The sequence below is a fragment of the Sulfurimonas sp. NW7 genome, from assembly GCF_051132265.1.
GTDB classification, from domain to species: domain Bacteria; phylum Campylobacterota; class Campylobacteria; order Campylobacterales; family Sulfurimonadaceae; genus Sulfurimonas; species Sulfurimonas hydrogeniphila.
This window is the reverse complement of record NZ_CP093235.1, coordinates 786,041-804,257: the sequence shown is the minus strand read 5'-3', so window position 1 is coordinate 804,257 and position 18,217 is coordinate 786,041. Positions and strand designations below refer to the sequence as shown.

At 31.1% G+C, this 18,217-nt stretch carries 21 protein-coding genes and 1 tRNA gene; all 22 read right to left on the bottom strand.

Annotated elements, in window-relative coordinates; all coding sequences use genetic code 11:
- Position 1: 1 nt before the first annotated feature.
- The 22 genes from MLC35_RS04300 to MLC35_RS04195 all read right to left on the bottom strand — a co-directional run bounded on the left by MLC35_RS04300 (position 2) and on the right by MLC35_RS04195 (position 18,213).
- Positions 2-76 (bottom strand) — tRNA-Asn (locus tag MLC35_RS04300).
- Between the two features lie 55 nt (positions 77-131).
- A complete protein-coding gene (locus MLC35_RS04295) occupies positions 132-1,862 on the bottom strand; it encodes a polysaccharide biosynthesis protein (RefSeq protein WP_434637991.1) in 1,731 nt (576 codons plus the stop codon).
- 238 nt (positions 1,863-2,100) lie between these two features.
- Positions 2,101-2,988, bottom strand: a complete 888-nt coding sequence (locus MLC35_RS04290) for an MraY family glycosyltransferase (protein WP_434637989.1) — start codon at positions 2,986-2,988, stop codon at positions 2,101-2,103.
- Positions 2,985-3,794, bottom strand: coding sequence for a DNA ligase (locus MLC35_RS04285; RefSeq protein WP_434637987.1), 810 nt, complete (start codon positions 3,792-3,794; stop codon positions 2,985-2,987). The genes MLC35_RS04290 and MLC35_RS04285 overlap by 4 nt, the downstream gene beginning before the upstream one ends.
- Positions 3,791-4,681 carry an NAD-dependent epimerase/dehydratase family protein gene (locus tag MLC35_RS04280; protein WP_434637985.1) on the bottom strand — a complete coding sequence of 297 codons (891 nt, stop codon included), beginning with the start codon at positions 4,679-4,681 and terminating at the stop codon, positions 3,791-3,793. The genes MLC35_RS04285 and MLC35_RS04280 overlap by 4 nt, the downstream gene beginning before the upstream one ends.
- Positions 4,682-5,824, bottom strand: a complete 1,143-nt coding sequence (locus tag MLC35_RS04275) for a glycosyltransferase family 4 protein (RefSeq protein WP_434637983.1) — start codon at positions 5,822-5,824, stop codon at positions 4,682-4,684. It abuts the gene before it with no gap.
- Positions 5,821-6,639 carry an SDR family oxidoreductase gene (locus tag MLC35_RS04270; RefSeq protein WP_434637981.1) on the bottom strand — a complete coding sequence of 273 codons (819 nt, stop codon included), beginning with the start codon at positions 6,637-6,639 and terminating at the stop codon, positions 5,821-5,823. Before MLC35_RS04270 ends, MLC35_RS04275 begins: the two co-directional genes overlap by 4 nt.
- On the bottom strand, positions 6,632-7,432 hold the full coding sequence (locus MLC35_RS04265; protein ID WP_434637979.1) for a glycosyltransferase family 2 protein: 801 nt from the start codon (positions 7,430-7,432) through the stop codon (positions 6,632-6,634). The genes MLC35_RS04270 and MLC35_RS04265 overlap by 8 nt, the downstream gene beginning before the upstream one ends.
- Before the next feature lies 1 nt (position 7,433).
- Positions 7,434-8,339 carry an NAD-dependent epimerase/dehydratase family protein gene (locus MLC35_RS04260; protein WP_434637977.1) on the bottom strand — a complete coding sequence of 302 codons (906 nt, stop codon included), beginning with the start codon at positions 8,337-8,339 and terminating at the stop codon, positions 7,434-7,436.
- Positions 8,329-8,736, bottom strand: coding sequence for a WxcM-like domain-containing protein (locus MLC35_RS04255; protein ID WP_151900691.1), 408 nt, complete (start codon positions 8,734-8,736; stop codon positions 8,329-8,331). The genes MLC35_RS04260 and MLC35_RS04255 overlap by 11 nt, the downstream gene beginning before the upstream one ends.
- On the bottom strand, positions 8,724-9,824 hold the full coding sequence (rfbG, locus tag MLC35_RS04250) for a CDP-glucose 4,6-dehydratase (protein ID WP_151900692.1): 1,101 nt from the start codon (positions 9,822-9,824) through the stop codon (positions 8,724-8,726). Before rfbG ends, MLC35_RS04255 begins: the two co-directional genes overlap by 13 nt.
- 2 nt (positions 9,825-9,826) lie before the next feature.
- Positions 9,827-10,603 (bottom strand): glucose-1-phosphate cytidylyltransferase, encoded by a 777-nt coding sequence (gene rfbF / locus MLC35_RS04245; protein ID WP_151900693.1) that lies wholly within the window; start codon positions 10,601-10,603, stop codon positions 9,827-9,829.
- Positions 10,600-12,111: a hypothetical protein gene (locus MLC35_RS04240; RefSeq protein WP_434637974.1), complete on the bottom strand. Its 1,512-nt coding sequence runs from the start codon at positions 12,109-12,111 to the stop codon at positions 10,600-10,602. The genes rfbF and MLC35_RS04240 overlap by 4 nt, the downstream gene beginning before the upstream one ends.
- Positions 12,108-12,725, bottom strand: a complete 618-nt coding sequence (locus tag MLC35_RS04235; RefSeq protein ID WP_434637972.1) for an HAD family hydrolase — start codon at positions 12,723-12,725, stop codon at positions 12,108-12,110. Before MLC35_RS04235 ends, MLC35_RS04240 begins: the two co-directional genes overlap by 4 nt.
- Positions 12,718-13,380 carry a cyclase family protein gene (locus tag MLC35_RS04230; protein WP_418641223.1) on the bottom strand — a complete coding sequence of 221 codons (663 nt, stop codon included), beginning with the start codon at positions 13,378-13,380 and terminating at the stop codon, positions 12,718-12,720. Before MLC35_RS04230 ends, MLC35_RS04235 begins: the two co-directional genes overlap by 8 nt.
- Positions 13,381-14,268, bottom strand: coding sequence for an NAD-dependent epimerase/dehydratase family protein (locus tag MLC35_RS04225; protein WP_418641222.1), 888 nt, complete (start codon positions 14,266-14,268; stop codon positions 13,381-13,383).
- A gap of 66 nt (positions 14,269-14,334) precedes the next feature.
- Entirely contained in the window at positions 14,335-15,255 is a 921-nt protein-coding gene (locus MLC35_RS04220) for a phosphoglycerate dehydrogenase (protein ID WP_434637969.1), read from the bottom strand.
- On the bottom strand, positions 15,252-15,866 hold the full coding sequence (locus tag MLC35_RS04215) for a CatB-related O-acetyltransferase (protein WP_434637967.1): 615 nt from the start codon (positions 15,864-15,866) through the stop codon (positions 15,252-15,254). Before MLC35_RS04215 ends, MLC35_RS04220 begins: the two co-directional genes overlap by 4 nt.
- Complete coding sequence (locus tag MLC35_RS04210) at positions 15,856-16,785, bottom strand: NAD-dependent epimerase/dehydratase family protein (RefSeq protein ID WP_434637965.1); 930 nt, start codon at positions 16,783-16,785, stop codon at positions 15,856-15,858. The genes MLC35_RS04215 and MLC35_RS04210 overlap by 11 nt, the downstream gene beginning before the upstream one ends.
- A 1-nt stretch (position 16,786) precedes the next feature.
- Positions 16,787-17,641 (bottom strand): FkbM family methyltransferase, encoded by an 855-nt coding sequence (locus MLC35_RS04205; protein WP_434637963.1) that lies wholly within the window; start codon positions 17,639-17,641, stop codon positions 16,787-16,789.
- Between the two features lie 280 nt (positions 17,642-17,921).
- Complete coding sequence (locus tag MLC35_RS04200; protein ID WP_434637961.1) at positions 17,922-18,119, bottom strand: hypothetical protein; 198 nt, start codon at positions 18,117-18,119, stop codon at positions 17,922-17,924.
- Entirely contained in the window at positions 18,091-18,213 is a 123-nt protein-coding gene (locus tag MLC35_RS04195) for a hypothetical protein (protein WP_434637959.1), read from the bottom strand. The genes MLC35_RS04200 and MLC35_RS04195 overlap by 29 nt, the downstream gene beginning before the upstream one ends.
- Positions 18,214-18,217 lie beyond the last annotated feature (4 nt).

Sequence of the window (18,217 nt, the reverse complement as noted above, 5' to 3'; positions counted from 1 at the left end):
GTGGCTCCGGATACTGGATTCGAACCAGTGACCAAGTGATTAACAGTCACCTACTCTACCGCTGAGCTAATCCGGAATGTATGGCAGAATTCTATCCAAACAATTTTAAAATAACCTAAAATTTTGATAATTTAGGAATTTGTTTGATGATTAAACTCCGGCACTATCTCTTTGAGTTTTTTCAGCGTATCATTACATGTAAGCAGTGCTTCTATATCTTCATTCAATCTTTTCAAATCATACGGTGTAGGTTTTGTCACGGTTATGGATTCATATTCTGTTTTTGTGTCACTCTCGTCTATCAAAAGCTCTTCATAGAGTTTTTCACCCGGTCGTAAACCTGTATATGTAATGTCAATGTTTTGACTTCCGCTCAGGTCAATCATTTTTTTTGCCAAATCAACTATCCTTATCGGTTCACCCATATCAAGTATGAAAATCTCACCGCCGCTTCCTATAGCACCTGCCTGCAAAACCAGTTCACAGGCTTCGGGTATCAACATAAAATATCGTGTGATATCAGGATGTGTTACGGTAACAGGTCCGCCTGCTTCTATCTGTTTTTTAAATTTTGGAATAACACTTCCGCTAGAGCCTAAAACATTACCAAACCTCACAGCGACTATGTCTGTTCCCTGTCCATTTGAATTTTGGGCATACAGTTCGCAAATACGCTTAGTCGTTCCCATAACATTTGTAGGACGCACTGCCTTATCGGTAGATATCATCACAAACTTTTGCACGCCATGCTTTATAGACGCATCTATAACATTTTTAGTGCCTATGACATTATTGACGATGCCTTCATATATGTTTGATTCAACAAGCGGTACATGTTTGTATGCTGCGGCATGTATAACTATCTGAGGTTTATACTTTTGAAATGTTTCATCTAAAAGTTCCGAATTTACTACACTTTGCATAACAGGTACAGCATCCACATTCTTAATCTCTTCCAAAATAGCATACAAATTGTATTCGCTGTGGTCTAAAAGTATAAGTTTCTTCGCTCCGTATTTTTCACATTGACGACATATTTCACTCCCGATGCTCCCACCGGCACCTGTAACCAAAACAGTTTTGTCTTTTATGAATGCTTTTATCTTTTTTTTGTCCAAATCTTTTGGATGGCGTGCAAGCAAATCTTCTACAGAGAGATCTTTTAACTGTGTCGAAAGATTTTTTCCCGTTAAAATTTCATCAATAGAAGGAAGAATCTGAATAACTTCAAAGTAATTTGAGAGATTGTCATATATCGTTCTGATACGCTCTTTTGGAACAGACGGCATGGCAATAACAAGCAAATCATACTTTTTATCTTTCATAACTGTTTTGAGCTGTTGCTCAGAAAGTATATTTACAGAATCTACAGAACGGTTTTGCAAAGCCTTGTCATCATCCACAAAATATTCTATTTTATACTTAGAATCATGAAACTCGGATGCCAGTTTTATTCCAGCCTTCCCTGCACCGTAAATTACCACTGATTTTGTCTTCTTTACTTTTGATTTGTTGGTAAAATAATAATATGCATACATCAAAAAATTAATGCTAAAAAGATATAAAAAGAGTTCTGATGCCAAAAATGACAAACGAACCTTGCCATAGAATATAGGCACATAGACAAAAAATGCGGCGAAATAAACAACACTTTTAATAAGAAAAGTCTTTTGTGAGGCTTTTGACCAAGAGAGAGAGTAGTCTCGCAGTATAAAGCGTGATGCAAGCATACGAATGACGATGACGCTTGCCACAACCTCAAACTCAAACGGCATATGATAGATAAAAAATGTCCACCAAAACGTAATAAAAGAGAGTACTATAATTACTAAAAAGTTTAATATTTTTTTATCTATTCGCACTGTTTATTATTCTCTGGATCTTTAAGTTTTAATACGCTCATACTATACTTTCCTCTCTTATTATAAACATCATTATAACACATTTGTAAACTCACAGTTTTCACTCTATATGTGCAGCGCACCATAAAGAGTGGGTTCCAAAAAACTGTACACATTCACAGAAATCGGTACTTTCCTGGCATTCTCGCCCGCACTGAAGTACGGATTCCAAATGCAACAATTTCTCGGAATCGGTACTTCAGTGCCGACTGATAAAATACGCCAAGACAAATAAAACCATATTCGCCCCCATAGCCATAAACACAACTCTGTCATGGGAAAATCCGGCCTGCGTCAGCCTTTGGTATAGATGCTTTTTATGTGCCACCAAAAGCCTTTCTCCATTGAGGTACCGCTTGACTAAAGTATACGTCGCATCAAACCAAAACACGCCAAATAAGATAATCCATATCCATAAATTTACAGCATCTTGATTTGCATAATATATAGCAAAAATCGCTACAGTATACCCAAGCAAAGTACTCCCGACATCTCCCATAAATATCTTCGCTCTATGCCAGTTCCAGACTAAAAATCCTAACACAGACACAATCAAAACTAAAAAATGCACCCCGCCAAAAAGTAAAAAACCGGCAACTCCAAGAAAAACAGCTTCACTTCCGGCATAGCCGTCAATTCCATCTAAAAAATTGTAAAGATTGATAAACCAGATAATCGCCACAAAAGCAATGATATTAGCAACCAGTTGATTTTCAATGCTAAAAAGCCAAAAGTCCAAGCTACCTAAACCACCCAGAGCCATTAACCCACCAACAGCGACACTGCTCTGTGTGACAAGCCTTACTTTAGGAGAAAGTTCATACAAGTCATCCAAGTAACTTACAACAGCAAGCACAACCCCCGCCATTAAAGCATAATACAAAGATGAAACAATCTCTCCCCTGAAAAAAAGATAACTCAACCCCATAAACCAAGTAACAGCTATAGCAATCCCCCCACCATGAGGCGTAGGCACCGTGTGAGAACTCCGTTCATTTACCTCGGCAACCAAGGATTTTTCAATGGCATAATTCTTGATAAAATAAGTGAGCATAAATGACAATAAAAATAAAAATATATAGATCACAGATCGCTTCCTTTATATCTAACTCTCAAAAACACAGGAAATCTTGGCTTTTTGTATTTTGTAAACTCTTGGTACTTAAATGTTACAATATCACCGACTTTAGGAGGATCCATTCTCTCTTTATTTGTAAATCCACTGCCTATTTTAAAGGTTGCGTTGTTATCTAAACGACAGGTTAGCGATCCCATCATATTTGCAAGTTTTCCTTTACCATGGTTGACAGCGACAACTCTGCATTCGGCATCTTTAAATGATTTTACTTTTAAGGCTTTTGATGTTCTTTTGTCTATATATGCCATATTTGGGTCTCGCACCACAACACCCTCACCGCCTTTTGATTCTACTACGGATAAAAATCTAAAAAGTTCATCTTTTGAATTCACCTCTCTTTGAACTATTACATGTAAGATATCACTTTCATATGGTTTTACTTTTTCTAAACGCTTCAAAAGACCTTCTTTTGCATGAGGTACTTCAAAAATGTAATATGTAATTTCTTTCCATTTTTCAGATGGTACTTTATCTCGCACTATAGAAGATATATTTTCAAAATCATCCCTTTTGCTCCACAACTCCCCATCTAATTCAAAAGGGGGGAAATCTTTTATAAAAAACTTTGGAGCATAAATATGCTTTCCTCCACGACTTATAAGTTGTTTCCCATCCCAGTAAGCACGGATTCCATCAAGTTTTTCACTCATTACCCAATTTGTAATATTTTGATCTTTATAGACTTGCAAAAGTAAAAGTTGTGGTTTTTGCGCAAACAGTACAAATGGCAGGAGTAATATTAGGTACAGTTTCATATCATTAAGTCCTTTAAACTTTTCTCACCGTTTATCATAAAATCAATCCCTTCTTCCGCACCAAACGGAAGCGATGCTTCAGCCTTGCCAAAAAGTTTTTTCATTGCATCCTTATTGTCAACTTCCAAACTCCCATAAAGCCTCTTATGAAACGATGGCTTTAAAACCTTCAACAAACTCTCAAAAAACGGCACCCGAACAAGATAAACTTTTTTTCCTAAATTTTCAGCTATAAGCTCTATAAGTTTTATGGTACTAAACGGTTTATCATCGCTCACTAAAAATATGCCATCTTTTTGCCGCTCAATGACAGCATCCATAAAAAAACATAAATTCCCAATGTAGATCATACTGCGTCTGTTCTCAATTCCTCCAAAAGGCAACACAGGCACTTTGCGAACCAAATTAATAAGATTTTTTATGTTAGCTTTCACCCCATACCCATAAACAATAGGCGTTCTTATAATAGAAACAATAAAATTATCATCTTCGATTTTTTGAAGTTCCTGCTCGGCTTTTAATTTACTTTTACCGTATTCATCCTGAGGGTAACATGGTGTACTTTCTGTATAACAAACATCACTCTCTTCCCCATATACTTTCACACTGCTCATAAACACAAAATGCTTCACGCCAGATGCTTTTGCTTTTTTGGCCAGATCCAAAGTTTGCGTAACATTTATCTTTTCATACGCCTCTTTACTCGCTCCACCCATCTGATGTACCAAAGCAGACAAATGTACAACAACATCAACGCCCTTTACATGTAGAGCATCAAAATTCTCCTGTAAAAAAGAAAAAGTTCTTATCTTATAGTGTTGAGAATATTTTAACTGGAAATAACTCCCGATAAAACCTCTTACCCCTGTTAATAAAATAGTTTTCATCTATATATCCATGTCTAGTTTCTTTAACTCACCTAACAGTTCATTCCAAAAATATTTTTGATCATACTTTTTGACAATACTATCTCTTACATTGCATCTAACAAAATTGTAAAATTTTTCATCTATAATAAATTTTTCCATTGCATGGAACAAAGCTACTTCATCTTTTTTCTTTACCAGCATTCCATTTATATTGTGTTTTATTACTTCATTACACCCATTTATATCAGTTGCAAGCAGTGGTATATTAAAACTACCTGCTTCTATGAGAACATTTGGCAGTCCCTCCCTGTATGAAGGAAGAACAAATAGGTTAGTAATGCAAAGATATTTTCTTATATCATCCTGAAATTCTATATATTTTACAGAATTATTTTCTTTTATTATTTGATGGCTTTGTTTAGAAATCGGGTCTGATTCATTTTTATAATCGCCTATCAATAATAATTTAATTTTAGGATATTTATCACTTAACAAATCAAATACACTTAACAACTCATTAATACCTTTATCTTTTACAATTCTTCCTACAAAAGTTATTATAAAGTCATCTTTCTTAAACTTTAAATCATCCTTGATTTTATTTTTTTGACTCTCCGAAAACTTATCTTTAAAAAACTCGGTATCAACACCGTTAACTGAACCATTTCCAATTATAGCAACCTCTTTCGCTGTCATGTTTTTAACTATTGCAGTCAAAATTTTGCTATTACAATATATTTTAGAGGAAAAAAAATATGTAGTCTTTTCTGTTATTGTCAATATTTTTTTTCTTATTCCTGTCGCTTCCAAATGAGGAAGGCCCACAACACTGTGCAGTCTATGCGGAACTCTAGTTATCCATGATGAAATCATTCCAAGTAATCCGGCTTTTGGAGTAAGTGTATAAACAATCAAAGGCTTCTTTTTTAACAGATACACTGTAAGCTGTATCAAAACTTTTAAATCTTTAAAAATATTAATTTTTCTATTAAAATCCACTATTTTTACAGATACATTTTCATACTCTTTAATACTTTGGATTTTATCTGAATATGATGTAACTATTTCAACTTCATAATAATTAGATAAAAATTTTGCCTGTCCTTTTAGCCAAGTTTCTAAAACAACAGGAACAGTAACCATTATTACAATTTTTTTCATAAATTAAATTCTTGTTGTAAATATTCTTTCACATTGATAAAATCATTTTTTTGAATTACTTCAACCAGTAATCTTGCATCAGAGGTTGAAACTTTTAACTCATCTCTAAATATATTGCTTGTTTTAATTTCGATCTGATTATTTGACAAAAATTCCAAGATCCCTTTTATTGAACTGCCAAAACCAGTACCTACATTAAGTATTTTAATATTTTGTATCTTTAACAGTTTACTATATATAAAAACCACATCATCAATATGTATAAAATCTCTAATGGCATTTCCATTGTTTACTATTTTTATTTCTTGATTGTTTTTATGAGCATTTATAATTTTACTGATAACAGAAAATTTATCATTTCCGCCATACATGTTAAAAATCCTGGTAATCGTATAGTCTATCTTATACTCATTACAATATTTTTCAATCAATTTCTCATTTGCAACTTTTAAAGAGGCATGCAAGTTCATAGGTTTTAATTCATCTGATTCATTACATAAAATATTATTTCCATATACAGAACTGCTACTTGTGTATATTATTTTGTTGATGTCTGCATTTTTAAAGTAATCAAGCACTAAAGAAGTAATTAAAATGGCATTAGTGATGTAACTACTACTGCTATCGAAATTATTTAGCTGTGTTGCAGGTTGAAAGTTATTAAAAATAATATTAATTTTTTGATTTTTATACTCTTGTAAAATATTTATATTTTCCAATATTTCTCTTGAAGACAGTAATATGGAATTATCTATATACCTATTCATTCTTTTAGAAAGATTACTATTTTTCCCAATAATTAAATTTTTAGGCATAACTGTATCTCTTAAAAATAATCTTACAAATTTGTAACAAAGAACTAAATACATAATGTCTCATCGGTATCTCTTTTTTTAAAAAAATCAATGAAAGCAAATACAATGCTTTTCTGTAACCTATATCTGTCTCTCTGTTTGAAATTGAAGCATTATGAACTCTATAATTCAACAGCTTTTCTTTGAGCAAAACAATTTTTTTTTCATTTCTAATTAATTTTATCCAAAGTTGCCAATCTTCTACCGCAATCAAATTTTTCTCTTCTTCAAAATTAACTAAAGCACTTTTTTTTAACAATACAGAATTTACATTTATATAATTGATATAATAAATAATATTTTTCATACTTATAACAGTTTTTAAAAAATTAACCAGTTTTTGATTATCAAAATTTCCTTGTAATTCAGATTTTTCATCAATTTCATATGCCAATGTATGAACTACGTCAGCATTATTTTTTTGTAAAAATGCTAATTGTTTTTCTAACTTTTCCGGTAACCATACATCATCAGAATCCAAGAAAGCTATATATTCACCTTTTGCAATTTTTAAACCCTCATTTCTAGGATAAGCGGGTCCGCCTTTGTTCATATTCAAATTTACAACCTTGATCCTTTTATCTTGCTGCTGATATTCCTCAATAATAGAAACACTTTTATCTGTTGAATTATGATTTATAAGCAGTAGTTCAAAAACCTCATAAGTTTGTTTCAACACTGACTGTATTGTTTCATCTAGATAATTTTCTGCATTATATATTGGAATAATGACACTAATCAAAGGATTTTTCATATTAAATTTTATCCTTAATATATTTTTTCAAACCACTTTCCAAAGAAATATTCACTTTATAATTCAACTCTTTTTGCGACATTTCTATATCTGCACATGCTCTGATTGTATCAATTTTACGACTTTTATTCGCACCCCATGCAATATTTGCTTTTTTATTTGTAATACTTTCTAAAGTCTTTACCAAATCTCTTATTGATATACATTTTCCTGTTCCCACGTCATAGTCAATTTTAGAAGCTTTAATATTATTAAAATCAAGAATAAGGTTATAATAAAGGTTTACAACATCATCTATATGTACAAAATCCAATATCTGCTTACCATCACTCATATTAACAGCCTCATCCGAGTCTAGAGAATCTATAGCATAATCAATAATCTTTTTATTGGCATTTTTCTTTCCATAAACTGTAAACAAAATCATATTTAAAAATTTAAAAGAGTTCTTTTTGGCATAGTACTCAATTATATATTTTGCAGAAGTTTTTGTAGCAGAATAAAAATATGTTGGGCTTATTATATTGTTGATATGATATTCGGAAAAAGAACCTGTATTTATAAACAATTGCAACTTGCAACCTGATAATGCAATTAACAGATTAGAGGTAAATACAATATTTGATTCTATTAGCTTAACTATATCTTTTGGTTCATCTGAACTTGTTGAATATGCAGCCAGATGAACTACAATTTCAGGTGAAAATTGTAAAACACTGTCATTAAACTCAGTTAGGTTATTACATTCGATATATATAACCGCATTCCCAAATATTTTTATGGCACTTTTTGAATCTCGAACAACCAGTGCAATTTCTATATTATGATTGATTAAAAGTTTATTCACAAGATCTGAACCAACATAGCCGGTTCCGCCAGTTACAAGAACTCTTTTTTTACCATTCATAGTTTATCTCATTAATATCTAAATTTATTGCTTCGTCTGGATTATGCTCAATTGAAGCGATATTTAATAACATACTGCTTTCGCTTAAACCTTTAAAAGCCATCCACAAATTTGGTTTTACAGTAAGTCTTTGGTAATTTTTTTGAGAAAGTTTTACACTAAAAAACTCTTTATTTATTTCATCATACACAACAAATTCTATTTCTCCAACAACCACTACAAGATTTAAAGTCATTTGAGTATGTTTCTTCCATCCCTTGATATCATTTAGGTATATAGTTGAAAAATAAGCTTCTCCAAATCCATCAAACCCCTCATCACTTTTTTTCATGGCATGAAAAATATCACCTTTTGGATTATAAATCTGTTTTAGCGGTGTTAAAATTACTCCGTCCATTGCAAACCTCGCGTTTTTGCCATACTTTCATATTCATTTATCTGTTCCAAAGTTTTTTCTAAAATATTGTTATTATTGTTATAAAAGTCATAATACCACTCACTGGTAAATCTAATAGTATCTTTATACTCTAAATTTGCCTGCCATTTCAGATAAAAGAGAGCTTTGTCACAATTGAGTTTTAGCAATCCTGCCTCATGAAAAGGTATGTTCCCTGTAATAGTAAAAGCATCTTTGGCATTTGTAAAATGCCAATACTGACTTAAATCTGCAAGCAATTGTTTAACTGTGTGATTTTGTTCTGCCCTTGGTCCAAAGTTAAACGCTTCCCCATGCAAAGAGTTGTTTTCATACAAAACCTGCCCTAGATTTAAATATCCACTTAAAGGTTCAAGCACATGCTGCCAAGGTCTCGTAGCTTCTGGGCTTCGTATCTCCACACTTTGATTTTTACTCCAAGCGTGCATGCAGTCAACTACAATCCTGTCTTTTGCCCAATCTCCGCCACCTATAACATTTCCGGCTCTACCAATGGCTAACTTAACATTACAATTGTCTTTTTTAAAAAATGAGTGATAATATGATTTTATAATAAGCTCAGCAGCACCCTTGCTACCACTGTAAATATCTTTACCACCCATTTTATCATCCTCTTTGTAGCCCCATACCTGTTCTACATTGGCATACGCTTTATCACTTGTGATAATTATAACGCTGCATTTATGATTTGAGTTTTTAAGAGCTTCTAAAATATTTGCCGTTCCCATTACATTTGAGGATATTGTGTCAATTGGATTTTCATAAGATGTTGAAACTATCGGCTGTGCTGCCAGATGAAAAAGAAACTCCGGCGCTTCTGCGGCTATAATTTCATTCATTTTAGATAAATTTCTTATATCCTCTTGATAATGCTTTATCTTTTTTTGTAGCTGTAACTCTTCAAACATTGAAGGATTTGTCGGAATATCTTTTGAGATGCCTATAACTTTTGCCCCAAGTTTTAAAAGCCACAGAGTAAGCCATGTGCCTTTAAATCCTGTATGCCCGGTAACAAGTACTTTTTTATCTTTGTATACATTTTTGAACATTGCTATTCCCATACCTTCCAAGGGGCAACACCTTCATCCCAAAGTTTATTAAGATCATTTTTATCTTTTAAGCTATCCATCGGCTTCCAAAAGCCTTCATGTTTGAAAGTAAATATTTCTCCATCTTTAGCAAGTTTTTGCAGTGGTTCTTGCTCAAAAACAGTTGCATCTCCACCTGTAATGTAGTCAAAAACTTTCGGTTCGCAAACAAAAAACCCTGCATTTATCCAACCACCGTCACCCTTTGGCTTCTCTAAAAAATCTGTTACCTGATGTGATTCAGAGATATTAAGTGCACCAAAACGTCCATCTGGTTGAGCAGAGGTCATAGTCATTGCTTTACCGTGTTTTTTATGAAATGCTACCAATTCTTTTATATTTACATCACTTACCCCATCTCCATAAGTGAGCATAAACGCTTCATTACCAATAACTTTTTGTGCCTGTTTAATTCGTCCTCCTGTCATAGAGTTCAGCCCTGTATCAAGCAATGTTACCTTCCATGGTTCACTTGAATTATTTAACACTTCCATTTTACCATTTGACATATCTATAGTTATATCACTTTGATGTAAAAAATAGTTTGCAAAATACTCTTTAATATAATAGCCTTTATATCCTAAGAGAATAACAAAATCATTAAAACCATACTCTGAATATATTTTCATAATATGCCATAAAATAGGCTTACCCCCTATTTCAACCATAGGTTTTGGCCTTATGTCTGTCTCTTCACTGAGTCTTGTTCCAAAACCGCCTGCTAACAGTAATACTTTCATAAATTATTTTCCTCAATTCCAAATATATTTTTAATTCTTTCTTCTGTTGGCTCTCTAAAAAAGTTTTCCTTGTACCACAAAGAAATTTGCTTTATTTCATCTTTATAATTTTTTCTATATACCAATAACTTATTATACAATTTCTCAATATCATCTTTAGTAAACGCAATATCCCAAATCTTCCCTTTTCCATGGGTCACTAATGGATTAGCGGTAAGATTATCTTGACTGGCTATTATTATTACAGATAATCCACAGGTTACTGCCTCAAGAGAAGTCCCAGAAGCAGTACTTATTACTAGTTTTGTGTTTTCAAAAAGTTTATAAATATTGCTATTCGAAATTTCAATATTATTTGGGATATTACCAAGTTTATGTATATTAACTGCTGGATGGTTTTTAAATATCACATTATCTAAATGTTCTATCCTTTCTATCATATATTTTGTATCATTTTCTATATAAGAACCGAGCAAAAGTACATTTTTTTCTTCTTTGATACCCTGAAATTCAAAAACTCCTTTATATCTTAATGAAACTCCAACATCATATTTCACTTTTTCTCTATCTAATACATAATATTTTCCATTAACAGATACCTTATGAGGTGATGCAAGCATATCATAATCTAAATCATCTATATAAGCATTAAAATAAGTTTCATAATTTAAATAAAACTGTAATGCGTTTAATGTTATTTTATCATTATGATTTCTAATTCCATAGTTAAAACTTCTCTCAATCACTTGAAATTCACTCCAGGAATATATTGTTTTTATACTCTCAATTTGAGCTAAATTTTTACCTAAAATATATCTTGTTAAACTATCAAAACTAAAATATTTAATATCATTAACTACAGCATTATTAAATATTTTATCAATATCATTCTCTTCTTTTTGTAACAGTCTTAATGTTTTAAACGGATACACTACTATAAGTCCAAACAGTTTCACAAAATCACTTAATTTCAAAAATTCATACTCAAATACAAAATCCTTTTTATCTTGATTTATTATTTTAAAAAAGTGTTTTAACTTTAATGGATTTTGACCAACGCCATAAGGTCTTAATAAAATAGCATACTGAGTATGATATTTTTCAAATATTTCATAGATACCGGTTAAATAATTTTCACTAAATTGACCCTTTTCATTTGTCTTATCTATAAGTCCAAAAGTATCAATAATAATTTCTAATCTGTTTTTTCTTTGTTTCTTATAATAAATTTTATAGATAAAAAAAGCAGTAACATATGAAAAATAAAGATAAATATTTTTTATATAATATTTCACTAATTTTCTTGTGAATAAAAACAGATTATTGTCTTTTTGAATATTATTTGTAAAAAAGTTTTTAGGAAACACACTTGCATATGGATTTTTAACTAAAGTAGCATTAATTATTGTATAGATATCCCATCTGGCATTTCTTTTTATCTTATCAATGTAGGCATGAAAATTACTTTTTTTATTTTGGTAATTCTCCTCTAATTCCTTTGGATTCAAAGTTTAAACTCCAAAAATGTATCAATATAATTTCCATACTGTTTTAACTCTGAATTATTATACCCATAAAAATTTATCTTATTCTTTTTAGCCGCATTATAGTCTGTGATGGCATCACCGATTAATATTGTTTCATCAGTTTTGTAATTATATTTCTCCATAATATTAGCTATTAAAATATCTTTTTTAGTTGGACTTCCATTGATTGATAAAAAATAGCATGTGATTTCAAACTGTTTACACAAATCATTAAGTTCACGATTTTCTGCACCTGAGACGATATGAAAATTATATTCTTTGTAATTCGCTTTTATAAATTCAATGGTTTCCATAATTAAGTTTTCTTTGTTAGATAATTTCATTTTAATAATCCGAGCAAATTTATCTGCTAGTTTTACAATTTCATCTTCTAAAATATCTTGATGCAAAATATCAGTATAAAAATATCTAATTTTATCAAATCTTGAAACACCACCGTTTTCATAATGATATTTCTCAATCTGTTGTAAATATTTTTTGTCATAACCATGGAACAATTCTACAAAACCATCCCCCTTAATCTTCATACTATCAAGTATAACACCATCAAAATCCCATAAAATTGTTTTAATCATGTAATATTCCAAATACAGTACATGGTAAGCCATCACACTGAGATATTCTAAGCGGTGACACTATAATTTCTTTAAACTGTACATTTTCGCTGATATTTTTCAAGTCCATATCTTCAAGTAAAAGTATAGGTTTTTGAGGATTTAAAAATCTTTTATGAGATTCTCTTCCTATCATTCTGTAAGCAAAACTAGAAACCGATATAGAATCAAATCCAAACACTCTGATAGATGGAAAATTTTCTATTAAAAAATTATAAATATCTCCATGAAAACCATAATTCTCTTTCCAGAATTTTTCACTATTTCGACTATTACAAATACCTGTTTTTACAATTAAAATATCATAACCAATATCTGTGATGTTTTTTAATCTTGCTGTCAATTTTTCGTTTATAATTAACTCTTCTTGAACTATCTCTACAATTAGTGGTTTTTTAAATACCCAAAAATCAGCATTAAAATCCTTAACAGTCTGTCCCTTTTCATAAAAGTGGTAGGGCATATCTATATGTGTACCTATATGAACAGTAGTAGATATTGTTGTATCATTAGCAACATCCCCTTTTAAAATATCACTTTTTTTTATTTGTACAAATTTATTTTTATTCCCGTAAGCAGGTGTGTGTTCATCTAATATATAAGACAAAAACAACATCTACGCTTCCAGCTCTTCATGAATAACTTGAATACATTCCAAAAGACCCTGACCTAAATCAATATACGGATTTGCCACCAACTTTTTGGCAACAGTTGGATGATACGAATAAGGAGTAATTTTATAGTGTCCCATGTTATTATCTGTAATTTGCTTCAGCTCTAGCTTGTTTTGCATGATCTCATTTATCATTGTAAGGAGTTCTATACGTTTTAGTCTTTCAGTTCCTGTTAAGATAATATGCTCATTTTCGTAACTTTCATCCTCTAAAATGTCGACTGAAAGTTTTGCTGCATCTGCTGCGTGAATGTATTCTCTTAGATCTTGACCATCACCTTTGTAGTGAAGTTCTCCATTTTTTAAGGCATCATATAAAAGATTATAAATATAATTGTTATGACTCGCCCGCTCTCCATACAAGGAGCCGTAACGAATAACCGTATATTTCAAACCATACCTTTTATAATATTCTTCCGTTAGCTTCTCTGATGTTTGCTTACTAATGCCATAAAAAGAACCCTCATTACTAAGGGCATAAGCACTGCTTGCATACACAAATCTTTCTACTTTTCTTGTTTTACATACTTCAAGTATATTTAGATTCCCCATAACATTTATATTCATAGTATTGATTGGGTCGTGGATAGCATCATCAAGATTTGCTATCGCTACAAAATTATATACAATATCAGCGCCATTAATTACATTTTTTATACTGTTCATATCTAATATATCTACAGTTTGAAACTCTTGATTTACTTGTAAATACTTTGACTTATGAATATCAGCAATAACTACATCATAGTTTCTACGAGACAGTTCATCAGCGACATACGAACCTAAAAAACCACTTCCACCGAAAATAACAACTTTCTTACGATTTGGCATTTAATACCTCACTGCACTGAATTTTTAGGAGTACTAACATATGGCACTCTCCACTTTGAATTCTTATCATAATTTATAATACTCTCTTAAATGTTTTATAGCGCTCATACCCATAGCTTCTACAGCTTCCTTTGCGTTTCCACCAATGTGCGGTGTGCATATAAGATTTGGAAGTTCTAAAAATTCTTTATCTGTAGGTGGTTCTTCAACATAAGCATCTATCGCAGCACCTGCGATTATGCCGTTTTTTAAAGCATATTTTAAATCATTTTCATTTATCAGACCACCTCTGGCCGTATTTAACAAATATGCTGTTTTTTTCATCATTTTCATTTCATTTAAAGTTATGAAATTATATGTGCTTTCATCTTGTGGTGTGTGCACTGTTATAAAATCAGACTCTCTGTAAAGTTCTTCTTTACTCACTTCTATCAAATCGTTTTGAGTATAGTATTCATCTTGATTTATAATATCATTCACAAGTATTTTGCACCCAAAAGGCTTCAACAGTCTCACTAATTCTTTGCCTATGTAACCCACGCCAACTATACCAACTGTTTTTCCGCTCAGTTGAAATCCTCCGGACTTATTCCAGACACCACTTTTAAGTTCATTTGTTGTCATAAAAAGATTACGACTAAACATAAGCATAAACCCGAGTGCCATCTCTGCTACTGAAAGACGATTTACTCCTCCTGTCCAGCCAATAGCTATGCCCCTTTTTTTACATGCTTTTTTATCTATATTATTAAGACCAACACCATATTTTGAAATTATTTTTAAATTTTTACAATGATGAAGCACTTCTTCATTCACAGGTTCCAGTCCAACAATCAAAGCCTCAGCATCTTTGATATACTCTATCAAATCATCTTGATTAAATCTTTTGCCATCTAAATTTAACTTAGCCTCTGGAAAATATTTATATACTTCTTCTTGTAAGATTTTATTTTTTGAAAAACTTGGACTTGTTGCTACTATATTCATATATGTTTATCCTTCAATAATTGTTTAAATACTGTAAAATCATCAAAAGCACCTTTATTTATGAGCGTTTTAAGCTTTTTTCTTGAAAAATTCCACCATTGTAATGACGCTAACCACTCTATATCTTTTCTATTATATCTATACTTGATAACCTTTGCAGGATTTCCAACAACAACTGCATAAGGAGGAACATTTTTTGTCACAACTGCACTAGCACCGACAATTGCACCATCACCAATTTCAATACCTTTTTTGACAACTACATTAGCACCAATCCAAACATCATTACCGATAATTGTTTCTATATCATCCTTCTTATAGTTTCTATAGCCTTTAACAAAGTTACCACTATGCTCATATAAGTAAAAAGAATGTGTACTGACATCTGTATTATGCTCCCAAAGTCCTATATAACAACCATTTGCAATTGAACAAAATTTCCCTATTTTTGTTTTATTCACAATTGAATATTGAGAAACATAACTGTATTTACCCAGTACGCTACTATGCAATTCTGCATAATCTTTTACTCGTGAATAAAATTTTAGTTTAGAATTTGTTATTCTTGTTCTAGCAGAAATAACAACTTTTTTGCCTACTTTATTTTGCATATATCCACTCAATCATTTTTTTTAAACCTTGCTCAAAACTTGTTAATGGTCTATCATATATACTGAGTAATAATTGATTATTTGCATATATCCCAAACTGATCACCAGGAGTACCTTTTGATATGACAATATCTTTTGTACTTTGTAAATTATCTTTTATTAAAGTCAATATCTGTTTGACTGTTGTTTTTTTACCTGTCCCAATATTTAAGATTTTGTTTTTAAATTTATCATTTCTTGAAGACTCTATAGTGATGTCAACAACATCATCAATATATATTAAATCCCTAAAACGATTTAAATCACCTTTTACAAGTACCTTTTCAAAAGAATCATCTAAAAATTGTTTCAGATATATACTAACCATGCCCTGTTTTAAATTTTCAAGATTTTGCCCCGGACCATACACATTAAAGTATCTTAATGCTACATACTCTATATCATATTGTTGTGCAAAAATTTTCATATATTTTTCACTTGCCAATTTGCCAACAGCATAAAATGATTTTGGATTTTCAACATCATCTTCAGAAAATTGTTCTTTACTGAATTGTTCCCCATATACAGACATAGTAGAAGCATATACAAATTTTTTACATCCTGTTTTTACACAATATTGCAATAACTTCAAAGTAGATAATGTATTAGTATTTAAATCATATTCTGGGTCTTCAAAACTTATCTCCCCAGAACTTTGACCACCTATATGAAAAATTACATCAAATTTTGTATTATTTAATTTAGCAATCGTCTCATTTTTACTAAAATCTCCCTCGATAAATATGGCTTCTGATGGTACGCTTTCTTTATATCCTGTTTTCAAATTATCAATAATATACACTTGATGTCTTTCAAACAAGAGTTTGCTTGCTATTGCACTCCCTATAAATCCAGCACCTCCTGTTACCAAATAAACCATTTTATACTCTTTCAAAAATATAATTAAACTGTGTACTGAACTTACTATCTTTAAAATAAGGAGACTGTCTTTTTTCTTTTAATTTCAGCCCTCGGTCTGATAAAAAATCTATCAGTTTCTGTGTCCGTTCTTCTGTTTCATCAAGTTCTAAAAATACTCCTTTGAGCTTTTTATTTGACAATGTTTTATTTGCACCATAAACTATTCTATCTTCAATACTATCTACATCTATTTTTATATAATCAGGAACTTCAAAACCATATTTTTCTATCAATTCATCTGTTGAATATGCAAACATACCTTGTTTAAAAACCACTTCTGCTTTATAACTACCTTCTCCAACAGTTTGTATGTCTGTTTCATTAAATTCGTTCAATGCCCCCCCTAAATCAGTACTTGTCATGTTTAAATAACCAAATTCATTTTTATCAGATACAGCTACGGGAAATAAAAAAACATTATCTTTTAAATTATTTATTTCAATATTTTTTGAAATTAAAAATGTATTCAGTGCCGATGGTTCAAAAGCAAAAACTTGCATGCCTTTTAACCCTGCATAAACAGAATATAAGCCTACATTTGCTCCAATATCCCATAGCGTTTCATTTTTATCCATTTTATCTATCCACTCTATCATCTCAGGCTCTTTAATAAACAGAGTTTGTGAACGCCACAAAGGAATCCAACCCATGCAATAATATTTTAATTTACCATATTTTGTGGTAACTTCATCAACAACAACTAAAGATTCTGCACTCTCCGCACGAAATCTTTTACCCATATATCCTGGTATTATTTTAGGTATACTAGAATATATATTTTTAACTAAAACAAACACAGCTTTTTTCAATGACATGCACTCTCCTTCATTAACTCATCCTTTTTAACCATATCTATAATCCTCTCTAAAATTTCTATATTCACCATTATCTCTTTAATACCTCGCTATCTCTTATAAAGTCAAATTTATCAATACAATATTTATAAAAAATATCATAAAAAGATAAAAGTTTATAAGTAATGTCATAAATAAGATTGATACTATCTACTACTTCATCTTGATTGAAACTATACGCATAAGCTATCTCATTTCTATCTTTGCTCAACTTCAACCATTCATTTTTATCTACAAGTCCTCATTCTTCTAGTCTATTGAGTCTGTTTATAAATGGTTTACTTTTCATCTCTTCTCCCATTAGCTTTACTACATCAATTTTTTGCTCACCTATATACTCATCTGATTTTACTAAAAAATCAATCTTCTTTTTTCTTAACTCATCTTGATTTTTGGGAATAATATACAGATCAATATCCCCCACCTCTTTTTGTACCATCTACACGACTTCCAAAAAGATAAATTTCACCATCTTTAAAAGTTTCAAAAAAAGCTTTTTTTATTAAGCTTACTTCATCATCAGCGAGTCTCATCTAT

What these genes read in the sequence shown, in the direction of transcription:
- MLC35_RS04280 (WP_434637985.1), bottom strand. Translation starts at nt 4,681, where the DNA reads ATGAAAACTATTTTATTAACAGGGGTAAGAGGTTTTATCGGGAGTTAT.
- MLC35_RS04230 (WP_418641223.1), bottom strand. Translation starts at nt 13,380, where the DNA reads ATGTTGTTTTTGTCTTATATATTAGATGAACACACACCTGCTTACGGG.
- rfbG (WP_151900692.1), bottom strand. Translation starts at nt 9,824, where the DNA reads ATGTTCAAAAATGTATACAAAGATAAAAAAGTACTTGTTACCGGGCAT.
- rfbF (WP_151900693.1), bottom strand. Translation starts at nt 10,603, where the DNA reads ATGAAAGTATTACTGTTAGCAGGCGGTTTTGGAACAAGACTCAGTGAA.
- MLC35_RS04260 (WP_434637977.1), bottom strand. Translation starts at nt 8,339, where the DNA reads ATGAATGGTAAAAAAAGAGTTCTTGTAACTGGCGGAACCGGCTATGTT.
- MLC35_RS04265 (WP_434637979.1), bottom strand. Translation starts at nt 7,432, where the DNA reads ATGAAAAATCCTTTGATTAGTGTCATTATTCCAATATATAATGCAGAA.
- MLC35_RS04205 (WP_434637963.1), bottom strand. Translation starts at nt 17,641, where the DNA reads ATGTCATTGAAAAAAGCTGTGTTTGTTTTAGTTAAAAATATATATTCT.
- MLC35_RS04210 (WP_434637965.1), bottom strand. Translation starts at nt 16,785, where the DNA reads ATGGTTTATTTGGTAACAGGAGGTGCTGGATTTATAGGGAGTGCAATA.
- MLC35_RS04270 (WP_434637981.1), bottom strand. Translation starts at nt 6,639, where the DNA reads ATGCCTAAAAATTTAATTATTGGGAAAAATAGTAATCTTTCTAAAAGA.
- MLC35_RS04285 (WP_434637987.1), bottom strand. Translation starts at nt 3,794, where the DNA reads ATGAAACTGTACCTAATATTACTCCTGCCATTTGTACTGTTTGCGCAA.
- MLC35_RS04255 (WP_151900691.1), bottom strand. Translation starts at nt 8,736, where the DNA reads ATGGACGGAGTAATTTTAACACCGCTAAAACAGATTTATAATCCAAAA.
- MLC35_RS04275 (WP_434637983.1), bottom strand. Translation starts at nt 5,824, where the DNA reads ATGAAAAAAATTGTAATAATGGTTACTGTTCCTGTTGTTTTAGAAACT.
- MLC35_RS04225 (WP_418641222.1), bottom strand. Translation starts at nt 14,268, where the DNA reads ATGCCAAATCGTAAGAAAGTTGTTATTTTCGGTGGAAGTGGTTTTTTA.
- MLC35_RS04220 (WP_434637969.1), bottom strand. Translation starts at nt 15,255, where the DNA reads ATGAATATAGTAGCAACAAGTCCAAGTTTTTCAAAAAATAAAATCTTA.
- MLC35_RS04215 (WP_434637967.1), bottom strand. Translation starts at nt 15,866, where the DNA reads ATGCAAAATAAAGTAGGCAAAAAAGTTGTTATTTCTGCTAGAACAAGA.
- MLC35_RS04235 (WP_434637972.1), bottom strand. Translation starts at nt 12,725, where the DNA reads ATGATTAAAACAATTTTATGGGATTTTGATGGTGTTATACTTGATAGT.
- MLC35_RS04200 (WP_434637961.1), bottom strand. Translation starts at nt 18,119, where the DNA reads ATGGTACAAAAAGAGGTGGGGGATATTGATCTGTATATTATTCCCAAA.
- MLC35_RS04195 (WP_434637959.1), bottom strand. Translation starts at nt 18,213, where the DNA reads ATGAGACTCGCTGATGATGAAGTAAGCTTAATAAAAAAAGCTTTTTTT.